The organism is Planctobacterium sp. AWH2_060 (assembly GCF_056158425.1).
Genome location: NZ_JBSWTG010000001.1, coordinates 1,239,434 through 1,259,437, shown reverse-complemented (window position 1 = coordinate 1,259,437; position 20,004 = coordinate 1,239,434). Strand labels below are relative to the sequence as shown.

15 protein-coding genes are annotated in these 20,004 nt (G+C 46.0%); 13 read left to right on the top strand and 2 right to left on the bottom strand.

Features of this window, described 5'->3' with window-relative positions:
- The first annotated feature begins 399 nt into the window (after positions 1-399).
- The 7 genes from ACXAD8_RS05490 (at position 400) to ACXAD8_RS05460 (ending at position 10,183) form a co-directional block, all read left to right on the top strand.
- Positions 400-1,845, top strand: coding sequence for a HAMP domain-containing sensor histidine kinase (locus ACXAD8_RS05490; RefSeq protein ID WP_475225874.1), 1,446 nt, complete (start codon positions 400-402; stop codon positions 1,843-1,845).
- Complete coding sequence (locus ACXAD8_RS05485) at positions 1,846-2,364, top strand: hypothetical protein (protein ID WP_475225871.1); 519 nt, start codon at positions 1,846-1,848, stop codon at positions 2,362-2,364. It abuts the gene before it with no gap.
- Positions 2,354-3,715, top strand: coding sequence for a sigma-54-dependent transcriptional regulator (locus ACXAD8_RS05480; RefSeq protein WP_475225868.1), 1,362 nt, complete (start codon positions 2,354-2,356; stop codon positions 3,713-3,715). The genes ACXAD8_RS05485 and ACXAD8_RS05480 overlap by 11 nt, the downstream gene beginning before the upstream one ends.
- A gap of 480 nt (positions 3,716-4,195) precedes the next feature.
- Positions 4,196-4,360, top strand: coding sequence for a hypothetical protein (locus ACXAD8_RS05475; RefSeq protein ID WP_475225866.1), 165 nt, complete (start codon positions 4,196-4,198; stop codon positions 4,358-4,360).
- A gap of 112 nt (positions 4,361-4,472) precedes the next feature.
- The gene (locus tag ACXAD8_RS05470; RefSeq protein ID WP_475225864.1) at positions 4,473-5,864 is read left to right on the top strand and encodes a Type 1 glutamine amidotransferase-like domain-containing protein; all 1,392 of its coding nucleotides are present in this window, start codon (positions 4,473-4,475) and stop codon (positions 5,862-5,864) included.
- Positions 5,865-6,020: 156 nt separating this feature from the next.
- The gene (locus ACXAD8_RS05465; protein WP_475225862.1) at positions 6,021-9,122 is read left to right on the top strand and encodes an efflux RND transporter permease subunit; all 3,102 of its coding nucleotides are present in this window, start codon (positions 6,021-6,023) and stop codon (positions 9,120-9,122) included.
- A complete protein-coding gene (locus ACXAD8_RS05460) occupies positions 9,122-10,183 on the top strand; it encodes an efflux RND transporter periplasmic adaptor subunit (RefSeq protein ID WP_475225860.1) in 1,062 nt (353 codons plus the stop codon). The genes ACXAD8_RS05465 and ACXAD8_RS05460 overlap by 1 nt, the downstream gene beginning before the upstream one ends.
- A gap of 45 nt (positions 10,184-10,228) precedes the next feature.
- Here ACXAD8_RS05460 and ACXAD8_RS05455 read toward each other — a convergent pair whose 3' ends face one another.
- On the bottom strand, positions 10,229-11,005 hold the full coding sequence (locus ACXAD8_RS05455; RefSeq protein ID WP_475225857.1) for a substrate-binding periplasmic protein: 777 nt from the start codon (positions 11,003-11,005) through the stop codon (positions 10,229-10,231).
- Positions 11,006-11,192: 187 nt separating this feature from the next.
- Between ACXAD8_RS05455 and ACXAD8_RS05450 the strand changes: the two genes are divergently transcribed.
- The 6 genes from ACXAD8_RS05450 (at position 11,193) to ACXAD8_RS05425 (ending at position 18,062) form a co-directional block, all read left to right on the top strand.
- On the top strand, positions 11,193-11,498 hold the full coding sequence (locus ACXAD8_RS05450) for a 4a-hydroxytetrahydrobiopterin dehydratase (protein ID WP_475225854.1): 306 nt from the start codon (positions 11,193-11,195) through the stop codon (positions 11,496-11,498).
- A gap of 504 nt (positions 11,499-12,002) precedes the next feature.
- Positions 12,003-12,152 carry a hypothetical protein gene (locus ACXAD8_RS05445; RefSeq protein WP_475225852.1) on the top strand — a complete coding sequence of 50 codons (150 nt, stop codon included), beginning with the start codon at positions 12,003-12,005 and terminating at the stop codon, positions 12,150-12,152.
- Between the two features lie 307 nt (positions 12,153-12,459).
- Complete coding sequence (locus ACXAD8_RS05440) at positions 12,460-14,568, top strand: methyl-accepting chemotaxis protein (protein ID WP_475225849.1); 2,109 nt, start codon at positions 12,460-12,462, stop codon at positions 14,566-14,568.
- A gap of 7 nt (positions 14,569-14,575) precedes the next feature.
- Complete coding sequence (locus tag ACXAD8_RS05435) at positions 14,576-15,574, top strand: porin (RefSeq protein WP_475225846.1); 999 nt, start codon at positions 14,576-14,578, stop codon at positions 15,572-15,574.
- A 121-nt stretch (positions 15,575-15,695) separates the two neighbouring features.
- Positions 15,696-17,018, top strand: coding sequence for an IS5 family transposase (locus tag ACXAD8_RS05430; protein ID WP_475224681.1), 1,323 nt, complete (start codon positions 15,696-15,698; stop codon positions 17,016-17,018).
- 204 nt (positions 17,019-17,222) lie between these two features.
- Positions 17,223-18,062: a substrate-binding periplasmic protein gene (locus ACXAD8_RS05425; RefSeq protein WP_475225843.1), complete on the top strand. Its 840-nt coding sequence runs from the start codon at positions 17,223-17,225 to the stop codon at positions 18,060-18,062.
- Here the strand turns inward: ACXAD8_RS05425 and ACXAD8_RS05420 are convergent.
- On the bottom strand, positions 18,049-19,992 hold the full coding sequence (locus ACXAD8_RS05420; RefSeq protein WP_475225841.1) for a tetratricopeptide repeat-containing sulfotransferase family protein: 1,944 nt from the start codon (positions 19,990-19,992) through the stop codon (positions 18,049-18,051). The genes ACXAD8_RS05425 and ACXAD8_RS05420 overlap by 14 nt on opposite strands.
- Positions 19,993-20,004 lie beyond the last annotated feature (12 nt).

Sequence of the window (20,004 nt, the reverse complement as noted above, 5' to 3'; positions counted from 1 at the left end):
ATTTATTTAATTTTTCAAATTGGCTTCAACAGATTTGGGAACACTATCAAAGCTTCGATTAGCTAATGGCGATTTCTGTGCCAACTTTGTAACTTGTTGATATTTATAGCAAATACTGTTTTTTCGGGTTTTTTAGAGGTGAATTTCTGTTGGGGAGAGGCGACAGTCTTGCGTTTCTCGCTCTGAATTTGACAAATTTAAAATCTGGTTGATGTAGTTAACTATATGAATTTATTGTAAATATTTGAGTTTTAGGAATGTTATTTAATACTGTCTCAAAAAAGCGACAGCTTAACAGCAAGCGCTAATTCCCTTAAAGTTATGCCTCATTTGTCCTGGCATTAAATTTGGGGCAACTATGGATTTTGGCTTAAACAGGAACTTTGAAAAGCAGCAATCATGTCATTAGCGTTTTTATCTTCCATGTCGTTGCGCACTCTTGTTTTATGGAGTTTTAGCGCTGTCACCTTGCCCTTGGCTTTAGTTTTAGCTTCTTCAATGATGAGCATTGGTGATGTGTCCGGTAAAGGCGTGAACGCAGTGAAACAAGTGGCTGATGTGGTATTTACCAGCCAACAACTGTCGACTTTGCTAAGCAACATGGAACGCACTGCCAGTCAGTATCAGGTGTTGGCTGACGAGGACTTGAAGCAACAATATTTAGTTCAACGCACAGAATTTCTCGCTGCGGTAGAGACAGCCTATGGTGGTGCACATTCAGCTCAACTGGAAGGGGTACTCGGGCAATTAACATCAACCGAAGAACGCGTTTATAAGGGCTTAATGCAGGCTGATAGCGCACTGACTTTAACTCAAGTACAGCAAGAGTTTGGTGAGTTACACACTTATGCACAGGCGTTATTTGCGCTTAACAACGATATAATTTCCGCCGAAATAGATGCTATCGAACAAAGTGCTTCAGAGGTTTCTGATAAATTATTGCGCTCCACCTTAATATTCCCAATTACTTTACTGTTGGCGGTGTGCTTTATGGGCATCATCAACAGGCCATTAAAACAACTTATGCCGCAGTTAAAGCAACTGGAATTAGGCGACCTCAACCATCAAATTAAGGTGTCTGGGGCAAAGGATTTTCAGGATATCGCCACCACAATCGAAAATATGCGGATACAACTGTTGCGTCTGGAAGAGCAAAAAAAGCAGTCGTTGCAACATTTGTCACACGAATTAAAAACGCCGCTGGCCGCCATCAGAGAAGGAACCGAATTATTGTATGACGGCACGTCTGGGCAACTGAACGAAGCCCAAACTCATATCGCGGGAATTTTACGCAGCAGCACCGGGCGATTACAAAAACTCATTGAAGCGCTACTTGATTTAAATATCATTATTGCCGCTAAACTACCGGCACAAGACCGATATTGTGATGTTGAGCAGGTTTTAAATGATCTTCGTCAGGCACGCAGCCTGGAAATAAGTGCAAAAGCCTTAGATTTAAAGCTGACCATCCCCACCGGGATATCTTTACCCATGCAGGAAGAACATTGTCGCATTGTGCTGGACAATGTGTTGTCGAATGCCATCAGGTTTTCACCTGAACAGGGTGAAATAAGGTTGGTCATTGAGCAAAATGAAGAGCTGTTTACGATCCAGGTGTCGGATGACGGGCCAGGTTTACCTGAAGGGGAGTCTGAACAAGTTTTTGAACTGTTTTATCAGGCCAGGAATCAACCTGATAGCAAAATTAAGGGCAGCGGCATGGGGCTAACCCTGACACGTGAGATATTAAACAAATACGGTGCCTCGATAAGGCTGAAGAATAATACAGCACAGCAAGGTTGCTGCGCTGAAATCCAGTTGCCGATAATCAGGAAGAAAAACTAAATGCGACTTGTTTTTTCTACTTTAATACTGCTATGCCTCAGTGCCTGTCAGTCATTTACCGTCGAGACCGAGACCGTTCAAAACAGCAATGAACTGCATACTGATAGCAATAGCTGGTCTGCGCTTTATCTGCACTATAAGGCGATGAATGTGACTGAACTGGAACAGGCTATCACAGAGCTACAGTCTGCGCCGGTATCTAAAGAGTCTACTATTCGGCAAGTGCTTATTTATCTGGTTCCTCATTCACCTGTTAAAAATGTTCACATGGGCAGAACCCTATTGCGACGCTGGTTATCGGCTTATCCGGAAGAAGCCTCAGGTGAGTGGCAACTGCTATTGGATACCTTAACCGAAACAACGCGTTTATCTGAGCGACTGCAGCGAAATACCGAAACACATAAGAGCCTGTTACAGCAGTTGGAGCAGGGCAAAATTCAGCTGCAGCAGCAAATTGAACAGTTAAAATCCATTGAACAACACATTAACGACAGGGATAACCGAAACAATGGCAAGTGATGCTTTGCAGCGTATTCTGGTGGTGGATGACGATGAGGATTTGTTGAGTCTGATCACCATGCGACTAAGGGGAGCCGGCTATCAGGTGGAAAGCACTCTGAGCAGTGAGGCTGCTCTGGGCATGATTGAAGCCAGTCGGCCACATTTGTTAATAACCGACATGCGTATGGATGGCATGGACGGTATGGCACTGTTTAAGGCGGTAAGAGCCAAGTTCCCAGCGTTACCGGTTATTATCTTAACGGCTCATGGTTCAATTCCCGATGCAATCAATGCCACTAAACAAGGTGTGTTTTCTTATTTAACCAAACCCTTCAATAGTCAGGAGTTGCTGGACAATGTGGCACAGGCACTCAGACTGAATCCGGCAGCAGAAGTTAGTGAGCAAAACCAGGACGCACTTCCAATGCACCGGGACATTATTTATCGCAGTAATGTCATGAAGGAAGTGTTGTTGCAGGCGGTTCAGGTGGCACAAAGTGATGTCAGTGTATTGATCAACAGCCAATCGGGAACAGGGAAAGAGTTATTGGCAAAAGCGATCCATCAGGCCAGTGACCGAAAGGAAGGGCCTTTTATCGCGGTAAATTGCGCTGCGATCCCTGAAACCCTGTTGGAATCAGAGCTTTTTGGGCATGTTAAAGGCGCGTTTACCGGGGCGAATAAAGATCATTCCGGGCTGTTTCAGGCCGCTCAGGGCGGTACCTTATTTCTAGATGAGATAGGTGATATGCCATTGAATTTCCAGGTAAAGCTGCTCAGAGTTTTACAGGAAAAAGAAGTGCGACGGGTAGGAGATACCCAGACAGTGAGCATTGATGTGCGGGTGATCAGCGCCACTCACAAGGACTTGGAGCAAGCTGTCGAGGAAAAAACTTTTCGAGAAGACTTGTTTTATCGCCTGAATGTTGTGGAACTGCGCTTGCCTGCCTTGTCCGAAAGACGTGACGATATTCCGCTATTGGTAAATCACTTTTTCCAGCAAATTATAAAGCGCATTCAAAAACCGCTGACTGGTTATACCGATGACGCCATGGCTCTGTTGATCGCAGCCCCCTGGCCCGGAAATGTCAGGCAGTTGCAAAATGTGGTAGAGCAAACCGTGGCATTGAGTCAGGGACCGTTGATTTCTGCCGAGTTGGTACAACGGGCGTTGCGTATGAAGTCACCCGAAACGCCGTCATTGTCCTCGGCAAAAAACGATTTTGAGAGAGCTTATCTGGCAGAGATACTCAATGCTACATTGGGAAATATCACTCAGGCGGCCAAAATTGCCGGTCGCAATCGCACCGAGTTTTATAAATTGTTGGATAAGCATCATTTAAAACCTGAGCAGTTTCGTCAGGAGTAAACTGGGTAAAAAGTGCTTATCTGCTATACCCCTGTAGGTTGGAATTTATTCCGACGCCTTAGCTAAATTTACCTGTTCCCGTTCGAGGTAATGGTTACAAAACAAGCTGTCATGCTCTCACTTACCTAAAAATACAGAGCAAAATGAAGATTTTACGAAAAAATTAAAAAAATCTTTGCTGAATAAATATAAAGTGTCGGGTTACACTTTTTATAACGAGCACTAAATTTCTCCTGCGCAGTTGAAGTCGCTGTTAATTACGGTGTTCAAACTCGCGGGGTTGCAGGATGTCTGCGCACTCAATGGCAGTTTTTTCGTGCATAATTGTGTGGATAAATGCATTAAAATCTGATTTGTTGTGATGTGTATCCTAATTAGTTATTTTGGATTCATAGACATGAAATTGCCACAGGTTGATTTCTTTTGAAACCTTGTGATATACCTTGAGTAGTTCAAAAATAAAGCAAAAGTGAGCTTGTGGTGAATACCCCTCTTGCAACAAACAACGACAACCGTGCCCTCTCATTGGGAACAACGGTTGTTAATGTTGCGGTGTCAGCCACTATCAGCTCTTTGCAATCCCAAACCATTACCTATCCAGAATGCTCGACAGATTATCACCTGTCCGAGTGGTTTGACGAATAGTCTCTATTTCACTCTGCCCGATATTTCCGCTTGCAAATAGCGGGCGTATTCCTGCAAGCAAAAAACAATAAAAATAATCAAAAACAATTAACAACAACTGTTGGAAAAATCTATGAAAACATCAATAAAGCTGGTGTCAGCCATGACACTTTTGGCTTCGTCTGTGGCCAATGCCTGTCTCACTCAGGAAAGTGAGTCAAATAACACAGAATCCAGAGCCAATGACGGTATCTGTAGTGGCGTGCTGATTGAAGGAAGTATCAGTTCCCGGAATGATAAAGACTGGTATCGATTTGACGCTGCCAGCAGTGGTACCGTCAGTATTTCATTGGATCACAATGGCAATGATGACTTTGACTGGGACTTATATCGTTCCTCCGGTGGTGCGGTGGCTTCTGGTGCCACCAGTTCGGTTCCGGAAAACGGCTCTTATTCAGGCTCGGCGGGTGAGTACTTTTTAAAAGTCAGTCGTTATAGTGGCACAGGTTGGTATGATCTAACCATTAACTACCCTGACAGCGGCTCTGGTAGCGGCTCTGGTAGCGGCGGTGGCGGTAATTGCCAATACGGTGCTCGTCCTTCTAAGCCAGGTGGTTTACAGGCCTTTATTAGCGGAAGCTCACAAGATGTCTGTATCGCCGAGCCAGCTCAAGGTGCTGTATTGTTAATGGGCGGCGGTCCGGATGTCGATGCGTCATTTAGCCATCGGGTTAATCCTCATATTGATGGTGGTGATGTAGTGGTGCTGCGCACCTCAGGTTCCGATGCCTACAATAGCTATTTGTTACCGTTAACTGGTGCCGATTCCGTCGAAACCATTATTGTCGATACGGTTTCTCGCGCTAACTCTGACTATGTTGAGTGGGCCATTAAATCCGCTGAATTTGTGTTTATTGCCGGTGGTGATCAATCTGATTATCTAAATCAGTGGCAAGGCACCAAAGTGCAGACTGCATTACAACATGTATATGACAAAAACGGTATATTAGGTGGTACATCAGCTGGTAACGCGGTTCAGGGGGAATACATCTATGATCCTGATGGGGTATTGGGCGCTATCAGCGAAGAGGTGGTGACCGACTTGTGTCATCAAACCGTAAATATCTCAACCAACTTCCTGAATACACCAGTATTAGCCAATGTCATTACAGACACCCATTTTGCAGAGCGCGATCGAATGGGACGTATGGCTAACTTCCTGGCCAATATCGGTTTTGGTAAAACTGCGATTGGTGTGGACGAAGACAGTGCCTTGTTTGTAACCGAAGATGGCAATGGTGTCGTGGATGGTTCCGGTAATGTCTACGTGCTTAAAACCGACGGTCAAACCAGCTTCACCCAGGCTAGTTGTGGACAGGCTCTAATTCTGGATGACTTGTTAAACTATCGTTTGCAGCCAGGAGATACCTTTAACGTATTAACTGGGGCTTCCAGCGTGAACCCAACTCGGCTGGACATTGACGGTCGCAATACTAATTTCTATAACCCAACTAACCCTTACTAAAAATTGAGCAAAAGCACCACTTCTGACTGAGGTGGTGCTTATCCTGAAACCACCTGTCTCGTTTACTGTGTCGTTCGTCTGAAAGCGCTGGAAAAAGTCCTCATTTAACACTGTAATTCCGCTGTTAAGCCCGCGTAGGATTTTTTTGGAACAGACATGAACCTCACTCGCTCATCAGTTAAGAACCCGGCAGCTGTGCTGGTTATCGTTGCCCTGGTGTTTATTTTTGGCGTGATTGCCATGCTAAAACTACCCATTCAGTTAACCCCGGATATCGAACAACCACAAATCACTATTTCCACAGGCTGGCGCGCAGCCGCACCAGAAGAGGTGGAATCGGTGATAATCGAACCGCAGGAGAACGTGGTTAAGAATACTCGTGGTGTGGTGGATGTCGCCACCAATATCCAGCGGGGGTTTGGCAATATCACACTGACATTTGATGTCGGCACAAATATGCAACAGGCCATGTTGGATGTGATTAATAATCTGAACCAGGCACCGCCATTACCGCTGGATGTCTTCGAACCTGTTGTTGCTGCTGGCGGTGGCCGGGGCGGGCCAAATGCGGCCTCTTTATTAGTGCGCCCTGTTCCAGGAAGCGATTTGGCTGACATGGCTAATCATCAGGCCTTAATTGAAGACGTTATTGAGCCAAGGTTAGCCAGAATCCCTGGGGTGGGGCAAGTCAACCTGAATAGTCAGCGCCCCCGTGAACTGCGTATTACATTTGACCCATATAAACTGGCTGCTTTGGGCATTCAAATTGGTCAGGTAGCGAATACGGTATCCAGAGCTTCGGATGTGTCGGGCGGTTTTGCCGACGTAGGACGTCGCCAGTATACAGTGCGTTTTGCAGGCCAATACGATTTGCAATCTTTGGCAGATATGATCATCTCTTACAGTGGTGATCGCCCGGTATTTCTAAAAGACGTTGCTACGGTAGAGAACACCCTGGTAGACCGTTTTGGCTTTACACTGCGCAACGGTGCGCCAGCCTATTACATTACAATTACTCGTGGAAATGAGGCCAATACTGTTGCCTTATTGGATGATATTAATCTGGCCATTAAAGAACTCAACGAAGGCCCGCTGGCTGATGTTGGTTTAATGATCGATCTCAGTTTTGACTCTTCGGTGCACATTCGCAACGCCTTGCTGCTGGTTAAGAGTAATCTGGGGCTAGGTGTGTTTCTCGCCCTGGGCATTTTGTGGTTATTTTTACGGGGCTGGAAAGCCACGTTGATCATTGCTACCACCATTCCCCTGTCAGTTATGGTGGCGTTTCTGGTATTGAGTATGCTGGAGCGCAGTCTTAACGTTATTTCCTTGGCTGGCGTTGCCTTTGCGGTGGGACTGGTGCTGGATGCTGCCATTATTGTTCAGGAGAACATTGTGCGCTTGCGCGGTGAAGGCATGGAGAACAAAAAGGCGGTAGTTAAAGGCGCTACTCAGGTGGCTGGTGCCTTATTTGCATCAACCGCCACCAGTGTCGCTATTTTCTTACCTATCTTGTTTATGAAGGGCATTGAAGGCCAGTTGTTTTCTGATCTGGCGCTGACACTGTCGGTATCGGTGATTGCTTCATTAGTAACGGCAATAACGGTTCTGCCTATCACCAGTCGATATTTATTGTCAGAGAGTCAGAAGCAGGATCCTCACGAAGGTTATTGGCAACGATTAACCGATCTGATCATGACTTTGACGGATTCTGCTAAAAAACGCACGGCCTGGATTGTGGGACTGATGTTGGGATCTGCATTAATAACCACCACGCTGATGCCACGTACCGATTTTATGCCCAGAGCGCCAATAGACGGTTTTTTCTTTTCTCTGAATTTACCGCCCGGCGGCAACATCGAGTTTTTGGATGAAGAAATGGCAAACCGCTTCCGGGATCGCATTCAGCCTTACCTGGATGGCGAGCTACAGCCGAAAGTAAAAAGCTATAACTTTTACAGCTATGGTCCGGATTCTACCGGGGGATTTATCTATGCCGACGATCCTACCCGGGTTGAGGAGTTGATGCAGGTTGTGCAAAACGAGGTGTTAGCGGGATTGCCTGATACTCAGGTCTTTCTGTTCCGCGGCTCAATGATAAATGTAACCGGCGGGGGCAATGGTCGTTCGGTTAATATTGATTTGCAAGGTCCTGATATGGAGCCTCTGATGGCAGCTGCGCAAGTGGGCATTCAGAAAATTCAGGAACATTTGCCTGGCACCAGCGCCCAACCTGTACCAGCTTTGTCTATGGCGGAACCAGAATTGCGATTAATCCCCAATGACCGTCGTATTACTCAGGCAGGCTTGAACCGCAGTGACGTGGCTAATGCTGTTCGGGCATTTACCGATGGTCTGTTTGTCGCAGAATATTTTGACGGGAATGACCGTATGAATGTCATTCTACGTGGCTCACAATGGAGCGACCCGGATGAGTTTGCGTCATTACCGATTTATACACCGCTCTCCGGTATTCAAACCTTAGGTGAACTGGCAACCGTTACTCGTACAGTTGGACCCAGCCAATTGCGCAGGGTGGATGGCAAACGCACTGTTACCTTGATAGTGCGCCCGCCGGAAACTTTATCTTTAGAAGAGGCCATGTCTCAGTTAGAAGAGCAAGTGATCCCGGCGATAAAAGCTGAATTGCCGGTGGAGGCGAATTTGCTGATAAATGGCAACGCCAACCGAATGCAGCAAGCCATCTGGGATATGTTGCAAAACTTTATTCTGGCTTTGGTGATTTTGTTCTTGTTGATGACGGCTTTGTTCAAGTCGGCCAAGGACAGTTTGCTGGTATTAACTGTGATGCCAATGGCTTTGGCCGGTGGCGTATTAGGCTTATGGGTGCTTAATCTGTTTAGCTTCCAGTCGTTGGATTTACTTACCATGATAGGCTTTATCATTTTGCTGGGCCTGGTGGTTAACAATGCCATATTGTTGGTGGATCAGACCCGTAGCTCAGAGCGAGAGGGGTTAAGCCGCAGAGAAGCAGTGAGTCAGGCTGTGCGCATTAGAGCAAGACCTGTGTATATGAGCACCCTTACCAGTTTATTTGGCATGTTGCCTTTGATGATCTTACCCGGTGTAGGATCGGAGATATACCGTGGCCTGGCAACGGTCATTGTGGGGGGCATGGCTATCAGTGCACTGTTTACATTGATCCTGTTACCTTCATTGTTGCGAATAGGAGAGCAACAACAGCAAAGCAACTATACTTCTACAACATCAGACTTAGCGGGACGGGAGTCAGTCTAATGAAAAAACTAATTACACTAGCGACAGGGGTTGCCTGTTTATTTTACGCCGCCAGTGCCCTGGCTCAGCAGGCACCCGCAAAGCCGGTAAATGTCGGCACGGTAGAAAAATCCGTGTTTGTTCCCACAGTAGACATTGTGGGCAGCATATACAGTCGTAACAATGTGCAGCTTACTGCCGGTGTCGGTGGTCGATTGGAATATGTGGCAGAACCTGGTACCTATATATTGCAGGGTGAAGAAGTGGCCAGAATTGATCAATTACCACTGCAACTGCAGCAAGCCGAGCAAGAAGCAGAAATCAAGCGTGAACAAATTAATATCAAATACCTGGCAAGAGAAGTCGAGCGTCTGAGAAATCTGCGGGAAACTAACAGCGCCTCGGCGTTTCAGCTGGATCAGACGCAATCGCAATATGATTTGGCTCAGGCGGATTTAGAAATTGCGCAACTCAGATTACGTCAAATCAACGATCAATTAAGTCGTGCCATAGTCAAAGCGCCTTTTGATGGTGTGGTAACCGAAAGAGTAAGAGAAGCCGGTGGTGATGTTAATCGCAGTGATGTGTTGGTGACTATGCTGGACACAGAAAACCTGGAAGGGCGAATTTTCGTGCCTGTTAAATATCTGCCTTTTCTGCGCACCAGTAAAGATGTGTTAATTAGATCGGAAAACAATCAAATAAACGCCAAAATTAAAGCCATTATTCCGGCGGCCGACAGGCAATCGCAATCCTTTGAATTGCGAGTGAGCCTGCCCGCAGGCGCAAACGAAAACTGGACCAGTGGTGAGCTAATCACCGCGACTATTCCGGTGCGTGCTCCACAGGAAACCCTGACGGTTCACAGAGATGCGCTTATCCTTCGTAAAGAAGGTACTTTTGTGGTGGTCATAGATGATGAAAATAAAGCCCATCGCCATCTGGTGGAAGTCGGACAGGGTATGAAAGACCGGGTCAGCATTCAAAGTGAAGCCATACAAGCGGGGGACAAAGTGGCTACCCGCGGCGCTGAGCGGATTCAGGACGGTCAGACAGTCACGATTGCCGTACCTAATGCCTGATAGAAATTGAACCGGTCAGAGTTAACTGGCCGGCTTTTGTTTCACTTATTGCTGTTTTTCTTCGGGCTTTGACACCCATTTTTTTCGAAGCTTTTTCAGTTCACCGTTTTTGACCAGTTCGCGCAACGCGTCACTAATCTCTGCTCTGTAGCTGAACAGTGGACTGGCCTTGCTGATCACTGAAAAGGACTCCAGTTCCACCGAAGGCTGGTAAACGGATTTTTTCAAGATGCGTTTAAGGTGAGGGCTCTTAAACTCTACTCCGTCAAACAACTTGTCGAATCCGGCTAAAACATCTATGCGTCCAGCCACGAGAAGTTCAATGCCAATTTCTCGACTTTTCACATCCATTTTCAGCAAATTATCGGCCTGTTCAAACTGTTCGAAATAGACGGTGCTGCCTACATAACCGATAACGAAGTTGTCCTGTTGCAGATCTTCAAATTCATCGATTATGCGCTTGTCATCAAAGCGCTGATAAAAGACGGTAGAGTGAGTGTCTTTGAGGTAGGGAGGTGGTACGAATTCCAAAAATGATTCTCTGGCCGTAGAGTGAAGCAGGGTATGGGCCATATCTACATTGCCATTTTGTAAAGCTCTCATGCAGGCGGGCCAGTCACACTCATAATAGGCGTAAGTGAAGCCCAGAGTTTTGGATAAGATTTGTGTCAGGTCATGTTCAAAACCCGCATACTTGCTGCCTTGTTCGGTTTTGGTAATGATCATGTAAGGAGGAAGGTGATTAGCGATTAATCGTATAACTGGTTGTTCATTGGCCGGCATCAGCTTTTCTTTGCCCTGAACGACAAAGCTCAAAACCATTAAAATCCCACCGGCTGTCCATAGCAATTTTCGCAAAAATAAATACAACAGAAATTTACCCAGTTAGCTTTTATCATTATAGTTAATAGTGACGGCTGAACCTGAAGCAGACCTTTGTCACTTGTTTAATACTTAAATTGATGGAGGCTTGTCGCGATAGCTTTCATTTCACTCAGGAGAGAAAACCATGACGGCGTTTAATAACAATGATATACAAAAGGCATTAGGTCAATTAAACCTTAGTTGTAAACCTGAATGGAAGTTGGTTGATGGTACTTTGCACAAAAGTTTCAAATTCAACAATTTTATTGAAGCTTTTGGCTGGATGAGCAAAGTGGCTATTGTCGCTGAAAAAATGGACCACCATCCTGAGTGGTCAAATGTCTATAACAGAGTAGATGTAAACCTGGTTACCCACGATGCGAATGGCGTCACCCAAAAAGATTTTGACCTGGCCAATCAGATGGAAGCACTGTTAGGGAATCAGAAATAAGCAGCTGATTTCGCGTTAAGTGTCAAAGCGAAAAATTTGGTCGTTAATCGCAGGAATTGTCTAGGGTGAGAGCATGACTGCTTATATTTCGACCACAAAGACTAGAAGCTAAATATTTACATTTTAAGATAAAGGCAAACTGACTCGTATATGGACTCAGTTAGGTCAAAGTTTGTTCGAAGAGCTAAACCCTGTTTCCCTTTACGCGCAATAAACTGCGATATCAGTTAAAACAACGATGAGAGCTATCAGGGATGATATCAAATACCAATAAGTAACGTTAAGCATGCTACTCAGTGGAAATTGAAACGGTTTTAGACAAGGCAGATGTTTACAGGTTTAATGGGTTAAATCAAAAACATCTAACGACGTATAAAACCGTTTCAAATCCATCGAAGACGCCATCTCAGCGGCTTACTTCTTTGTTGCGTGAAATTCGAAAGACCACCAGTATTACTTCATTCACGCGCCTCGAATTAAGCTCGCTGATATGGCGCTGAGCGAATGTTTAACGTTACTTATTGGTATACTCAATGGCCTGCACAGGGACGTGCTGTCATTGATGGTCGTCGTTGTTCTGATGGCGAAGTTTATGGTGTTGCGCGTCAGGGGCTGCGGGGGATTCTTAAGGGGGGCGCAGCCAGGTCCCCTTGAGGCGCAGTCGGCGCCCCGACAATGATTTCAATCAAACAACAGTGGTTGAATTGAACTACGTCGTCGAAAAAAGTCTACCTACCAGAAAACTCAATTAAGGAGTCTGAAGGCTGGTTGATAGTCTCGCTTCAGTATTCCAGGGCAAATTAATTAGCTTTTGGCTCCGATTAGAGCTGACTATGCTCGAGTGTTGCTCAAAAAACGATCGCGATCTAGCCCTGAGAAATTGTCCCGATAAATTTGCAAAATCGCTGTAGCAAATTACATTCAAAGGAGTGGAATTAAAAAACCGGAAACTTGCATCGCGATGTTTCACTCCATAAATAAACAGATAAACGTTACCAGCGGCGCCAGTCTGGGTGCCGCTATCCTGGTCATGACATTAGTCGGGGTGGTACTTTCAACCACCTTGCTGTCGAGCACTTCCAATTCCTTAAATCGCTATTCAACAGAAATAATCTCTGAGTCGCTAAAACGCATCAAAAGCGATATTAAAGATGTTGAGTCTATTGTTTCTGATACCGTGCGCATTGCTAAAGATATGGCCACCACTCAGACTTTTATGTACCAGTCTGGGCTCAGTAATCAACTGCAGCGCGACGATGTCAGCGAATACGTGCGTACCCTATTATCGGAAAACCCACGAGTATTAGGTAGCTATATCGTATGGGAGCCGAATGCTATTGATGGACAGGACGCAAGTCACCAGAACGCCGGTGGACATTCAGGTGACAATGGCCAGTTTGGTCCATACTGGACTAGAGCCGCGAATGGTGATCTGGGCGTAAGGCCGGTTAACTTTGCGTCTGCTTACGACCGAAGCACCGATAACAGAGGCGTAATGCGCGGCGAGTGGTATCAATGCTCCATGACAGAGCGTGCCCCTTGTGTCAGCAACCCTGCGGTTTGGGATGTGCAGGGTAAACCCACACTAATGACGTCAATCACCGCGCCAGTGATATCAAACGGGCAGTTTAAAGGTATCGCCGGAGCAGATTTGTCTGTGGCTTTTATTCAGCGCTTAACAGAGCGCATCAATGGCGAAATCTATCAGGGGCAAGGGCACATGCGAGTGGTGAGCTTTTACGGTAGCGTGGTGGCTGATACCAAAAGCCCTGAACTGGTAGGAAAGCCTTTGGCAGTTGTAGAATGGCAGGATATTAAAGCTACGGTGAAATCCGGTAATGAAAAAGTTGAAGTGGGTAGTGAGTTCATCAGCTTGATGTTACCGCTCACCTTTGAGGGGGTTAAAAATCCCTGGGCGATTCAATATGTGCTTAATAATGCAGTCGCGATGCAAAAGGCAGAAGAACTGAATAGTCAGCTAGAGGGGCGCTTTAAGCGAAACCTGTTTTTGCAACTGCTGTCCGGTGCCATTATCGGTGTCATCGGTTTTTGCATAGTCTTTGTTACTGCCAGGCGCATTGCTTCGCCGGTACGCAAAGCCAGCGAGTTGGTGACTGAGTTGTCTGAATCCGATGGCGATTTAACCAAACGCATTGATCTGCGTATCAACAATGAAGTCGGCACTCTGGCCAAAGGCTTAAACTCCTTTTTATCCAAGACCCATGAAATTATCAAAGATACCTGTGATTCACTCGGGATCTTGCGCAATTCTGCTGACCAAAATGCCATATTGAGCCATGACACGCGTGAAAGTGTCAGTAAACAGGAGCACGAGCTGGAAGAAGTTACTTCGGCCATTACCGAAATGTCCAACGCTACTACAGAAATTGCCAAAAACTGTACCGATACGGCCCATTCCGCAGAGTCAGCGTTGGAGCGGGTGAAACACTGTGCTGAAGGGCTGAATGTAACTGTCAACAGTCTAAAAGCACTGACTCAAAACATGCAAAAAGCATCGGAGCAGGTAGATGAACTGGAATCTGCAACGCAGGGGATCAGCGGCATAGTTGGGGTAATTAGTGATATATCTGAGCAAACCAATTTATTGGCGTTAAATGCCGCTATCGAAGCTGCCCGCGCTGGTGAACAAGGCAGAGGGTTTGCCGTTGTGGCAGATGAAGTACGCAACCTGGCTACTCGCACAAATCAGTCCACCTTAGAAATAAACAATCTGATAGAAACCCTGGCGAAAAACTCTGCATCAGCGGTGCAATCCATGCGGGAGGGCGCATCCTTGTGTAGCGAAAATGCGCAGCGGGCATCAGAATCGCAAAAAGAGTTACAGGATGTGGTGGCCACCACTGAGCATATCAGTGATTCTTCCATTGCGATTGCTGCTGCGGTGGAGCAGCAAAATGCAGTGGCTTCGGAGATATCCCGCAATATTAATAACATTAACGATGCCGTGCATGAAGTAGCCGTGATTGCAGATAAAACCAGCGAAGAGAGCAATCGCATTAAAGAAGTTACAGATGTACTGGAATTAAAACTCAATCAGTTTAAGTATTAATGGCGAAATGATGGAGCCAGGCAAGCTCAAGATTCTGTCACTAAATCTCTTGTTGGGACTGTCAGCGTGTCCGGTGACGGGCGCTGAAATACACAGCTGGTTTGGTGGTCATGCCAGAATTAACCTGGATTATCGCGATTGGGTGCAAGAGGACGAAGTTCGCATTGATTTTGAGTCTGTCAAACTCACTGGCAATCTGAGTTGGGATTCAGGTAATACCTTTAACTTTGATGTGCGTTATTACGATACGTTGGGCAAAGTCATTCTGAGATATGCTGATTTTGCCTGGAAGTTGGATGAACACAGCCAATTGTCGTTTGGGGTGACCAGAGTGCCTTTTGGCTTACAGCAATACTTGTCTGATAGCTTTTGGTACTCCATCAACTACTACCTGGGGTTAGAAGACGATTACGATATTGGCCTTGTTTATCACCTTCAGGAGGACGAACATAGCTGGAAGTTTGGTTATTTCGTTGCCGATGAGCTGAATAATGGTAGCGAACATGCTCGCTATTCGTTTGATGTTTCATCAGTAGCTGGCATTGATTATGAAGAAGATGGCCAGGTTAATCTCTATTATGAGTATGCACCGATTTGGCTGCAAAACCGAAAGAGTCGCCTGGGTTTTTCTTTGCAAGTGGGGCAGATATCAGCGTCAGATAATAGCCATCACAAACACACGGCCTGGTCTGTGTTTTATCGACAGCCTTATGGGCCCTGGCAAACCAGTGTTCAGTTGAGTCATTATGACTTTGATATTGATGCCCGGCAGGTACAACTGTCAGCATTTGATGCAGGCTTTCCAGTGGCCAGAAAAGCGAAAACCCTGGTGCTAAATCAGTCTTATCGGATAACGGCATTGCCATCTTTTCTGGACGCCGCGTTACTCTACGCAGAACTTGGTGTTGCCAATAGCGGGATTGATGCTGGAGACAAGTCGCGACAGTGGGTTTTGGGAAGCAATTTGATGTCGGGCAATTTTGTGTTTTATCTGGATGTTATTTAGTCAGCCGTTATAAAAACATATCTCATTGATATTTATAATTAATCTTCCTTAAAACCTGGTCTGCTTCGACCGAACCTGGTAAAATTAACATCAGTTTCTGGTCGAAACAGACTACGGTTTTATGATAAAAGACAGCCCCAAAACTTCACGACAAATTGGCTTTTTTGACCTCATTTCTCAGCTCGACGAAAAACATCCACTATTGTTGCTCGCCGATGAAATTGACTGGGATTTTCTGAATGAAAAGTTATCTGTGTTTTACAGTGATAAAGGCCGCCCCGGGAAACCCATCCGGCTCATGTGTGGTCTGTTGATGTTGAAACAGATGTACAACCTCAGTGATGACAATACCATCGCTCAATGGATGATGAATCCTTATTACCAGGCGTTTTGTGGGGAAGTCGCTTTTCAGACTGAGCCACCCTGTTGCCGCACCGAAATCACGGCTTTCCGCCAGCGGATTGGAGAAGAGGGTATCAACGCCATTTTTGCTGTTTCTGTGGCATTACATCAACAGGATGTGGAAGAAGATAAAGTACTCGTCGATACCACGGTACAGGAAAAAGCCATCACTTATCCCACGGACACAAAACTCGCCATTAAGATCATCAATCGGCTCAATAAGCTGGCTAAAAAACACGGTGTAAAGCAACGCCGGACTTATGTGAAAGAAGTCAAAGAGTTACGTTTACAGTGTCGCCACTTTCGTCACCCCAAAGTACGGGGAAAAGCCAGAAGAGCCCTGAAACGTCTGCGCACTATCGCAGGAACACTACTCAGAGAATTGCAACGTAAATTGCCTGCACAACTCCTGTCAGAACAGAAGGATAACTTTGCTCTGTATGAAAAAGTGCTGGCACAACAACCCAAAGACAAAAACAAGATCTACAGCCTGCATGAGCCGGGGGTGTATTGTGTTGGCAAAGGTAAGGACCATAAACCATACGAATACGGCAGAAAAGCCTCCGTGGTATCGACTTTAGAAGGACAGGTCATCATCGGTGTGGCAAGTCATGACGAAAACATCCATGACAGCAAAACGCTGGAATCGGCTCTGAAACATGCCCGTCAACATCGGAAGAACCCGATAGCAATGGCAATAGCAGACAGAGGCTATCGCGGAGCACAGCAGTATGTTTGCGAAGAGGTTCTGCTTCCCAAACCGCCGCTAAAAAGAGACAACGCGTATCAGCGTCAGAAGAAACGAAAGTTGTGTCAGAAGAGAGCAGCGATAGAGCCGATTATAGGGCATCTGAAACAGGACTTTCGCCTTAGCCGCAACTGGTTAAGAGATAGTTTGGGCGATGCGATCAATCTGTTAATGTCAGCCAGTGCCTGGAATCTTCAAAAGCGGATGAAGGTGCTTTTTTTGGCTTTAATTTATGTCGCGATCAGAGCTGCTATCGCAGCTCTGTCACGATATCTCATCCGGAAAAAATATTGAGATAATTTGGTACGCTCGTTAGGTGTTTTTAAAGTCACAGGGTTCAGCAAAAAGTACTTTTATAACGTCTGACTATTTATGGAGAAAACATGTGGTTTTCAGGGGGACAGGGCGTTGCACTGCACTTTCCTGATGATATCGGACAAACCCGACGGGTTAATTTAAGTTTGGCTTATCATTTCTGACAGGTTGTTGAGCGTTAACATGGTAAAACTGATTTATTTAATATTACTAAGTGCCGTTCTTTGGAGTGGTATTATTGCTCCGCGTGCTATGGGCGAAGGTGACACAAGCATAGAGATAGCAACCGGCGAACAGCCACCTCATACTTCTTCAGGCTCGCCTCATTATGGCTATCTTAATCATATAGTCACCCTGGCGTTTGAACAGGTGGGTATCAAAGCCGAATACGTGTTTATGCCATGGCCCAGAGCCTATAAAGAAACTGAAGAGGGGCGCTTTTTGGCCAGCAGTTATTGGTACAGAGATCCTCGTCACGAGTCTTCATTTTACATTAGCGAAGCGCTGGTTCAGGAGCGGGTGGTATTTTTTCGTAAAAAATCGTCGCTGACAGTGAATAATTTCAATGATGTCAAACGATTGCGTTTGCGGGTGGGCCTCACCCGTGGCTACACCTACATGGAAGACTTGTGGCGCTATGCCCGGGAAAATGCCAGTCTGGTATCAGTGGTCAATACAGAGCTACAGAATTTCAGAATGCTGTTGCTAGGCCGGATTGACGTATTTCCGGCTGAGGAAATCTCGGGTTGGTATGCCCTTAATCAAAATTTCAGTGCCGAACAGGTCAGAACTATTGAAACCCTGAACAATGAGTTGTTTTCCAGAGAGGCTACGGTTCTATTTTCCAAAGCTAACCCCGAAGGTAGAAAGATGCAGCAAGCCTTTAACAAGGGCCTGCAAATAGCCCGAGATAAAGGCTTACTCGAAGCGCTGGAAAACGATTTTATTACCGGGAAATATACCAGTGCACTGAAACCCGAGGAGCTTGACAGTTTTGCGGAGAATGATTTCAGCGATCCATAAATAAGTTCTTCAGCGGCGTCAGGTGCTTCTCATAATGTCGCCATAATCCTTGTCCCTTGCGATTGATGGGCTGTTTAACCTGCTCTGAGCTGGGAGTTTTTATGGCGCGTTGGGTCTCATAAAAGCGCAGGCAATTGTCTTCAAAGGGCAGATGACAAAAATCCAAAATGCGTCGTACCTGAGTTTCCAGGTCATCCAGCACGTCCTCATGTTGTACTTTTAAAACATACCCAGGGATAACCTTGTCCCAATGCGCCATGAGTTTTTCATAAGCCAGATAGTAACGGCCAATATGCTCCAGACTGTAAGAAAACTCCTGGCCTTCGCCAAAGAGCTGTTTGTAGCCACTAAAGCAGCAGTCCATCGGGTTTCTTCGGGCGTCGATTATTTTGGCATTGGGTAACATCAGTTTGATCAAGCCAACATGCATAAAGTTATTAGGCATCTTGTCAATAAAGTAGGGGTTGCCGCTGCGATACACCAGAGTGTCTTTTATATACTGCTCTCCAAAACGGGCAAAGTATTGAGGATCGATTTGACTCAGGTTGTCAGGGTAAGCGTTATTGTTGCCTCTCAATCGGGTCACCAGGCTTAGCACATTGTGCAACTCCATGGTGCCCTCTATTTGAGAGTGGGATGCCAGTATTTGCTCCAACAAAGTAGAGCCTGCGCGCGGTAAACCAACTATGAATATGGGCGCATTGTCTTGTGCGCCAGCCTCACTGAGAGTGGTAAACAACTCTGGGGTACAATGTTCTATCTGACGTTCTACCTGGCGTTCTACACTGGCAATATCGTAGTTGAGTTGTGCTTGCTTGAGTTCATTACCCTTGTGAAAGTGGCTAAAGGCAGTGTCGTAAGCCTTTTGATCTTCATATGCCTTGCCCAGTGCAAAATGAATATGAATGCGATCTTCTGTGCTGGTCTCTGCCGCTTTGGCCAGCGACGTCATGGCTTGCAATTCCACGTCCTGAAACTGATAAGTCTTAGTATTGGCCAAACTCCAGTAGGCATCGCCAAAGTCAGGTTTAATCTGCCAGGCATTGCGGTAGGCGGTAATGGCTTCAGCGAGTTGTCCCTGTGCTTTTAACGCGTGTCCCAGCAGAAGATGAATGTAGGGTTGCTGTTCATCCTGAGCCAGTAAATTCTGGTATAGGCTTATGGATTCTTGAACATCTCCAATCCCCAACAAAGCCCCTGCCTTGGCCAATAAAAAGGGTTTTTCTTGCGGAAAATGGCCTAAAAGCTTGTTGCAAGTGTCTAGCGATTGTCGAAACTTGCCAATTTGATTGAGTAGTTTAATGTATTCCAGTCCGGCGTAATAATGGTCTGGGTAAAGCTCGACACAGCTTTCCAGCACAAACTCAGCCTCTGCGTAAGCTTTAAGTTGAAGCCCGATCTCGCCCAACAAGGTTAGCGCTTCCGCGTGGTGCTTGTTTTGGCTTAAAAACTGTCGGCAAAGTTTGTCAGCGGTTTCTGTCTGGCCTTCATACATCAAATCCCGTGCCCCCAAAATTGGCTTTGGCAAGGCAGACAGGCGGCGTACTTGTTTTTCTGCGATTGCCTGCGCCTGAACGTTTTGGGATTGCTGATAATATTCAACTAAATAGCGCCAGCTTGCTAACAATGCCGGATTGAGTTGGGTGGCTTTATAAAAGTGCTTTGCCGCTTCGTGAGGCTGTTTTAAGGCGCTATGGCAGTGTCCCAGTTCCTGCCACGCTCTGGCGTGTTCGGGATGTTGCTCCAGCAATTGTTGATTGCATTTGATTGCGGCTTCCGAGTTGCCGCTCATTCGAAGTGCTACGGCAAGCAGATATTGTAATTCTTTTCGGTTTTGGTGGTCTTTTTCTGACTGCAGTTTTTCCTCAGCCAGCGCGATAGTCTCGGGGAAACGTCCTTGCGCCAGTAAATTTTTAATCTCTGTGATCATAAACAGTCTTTA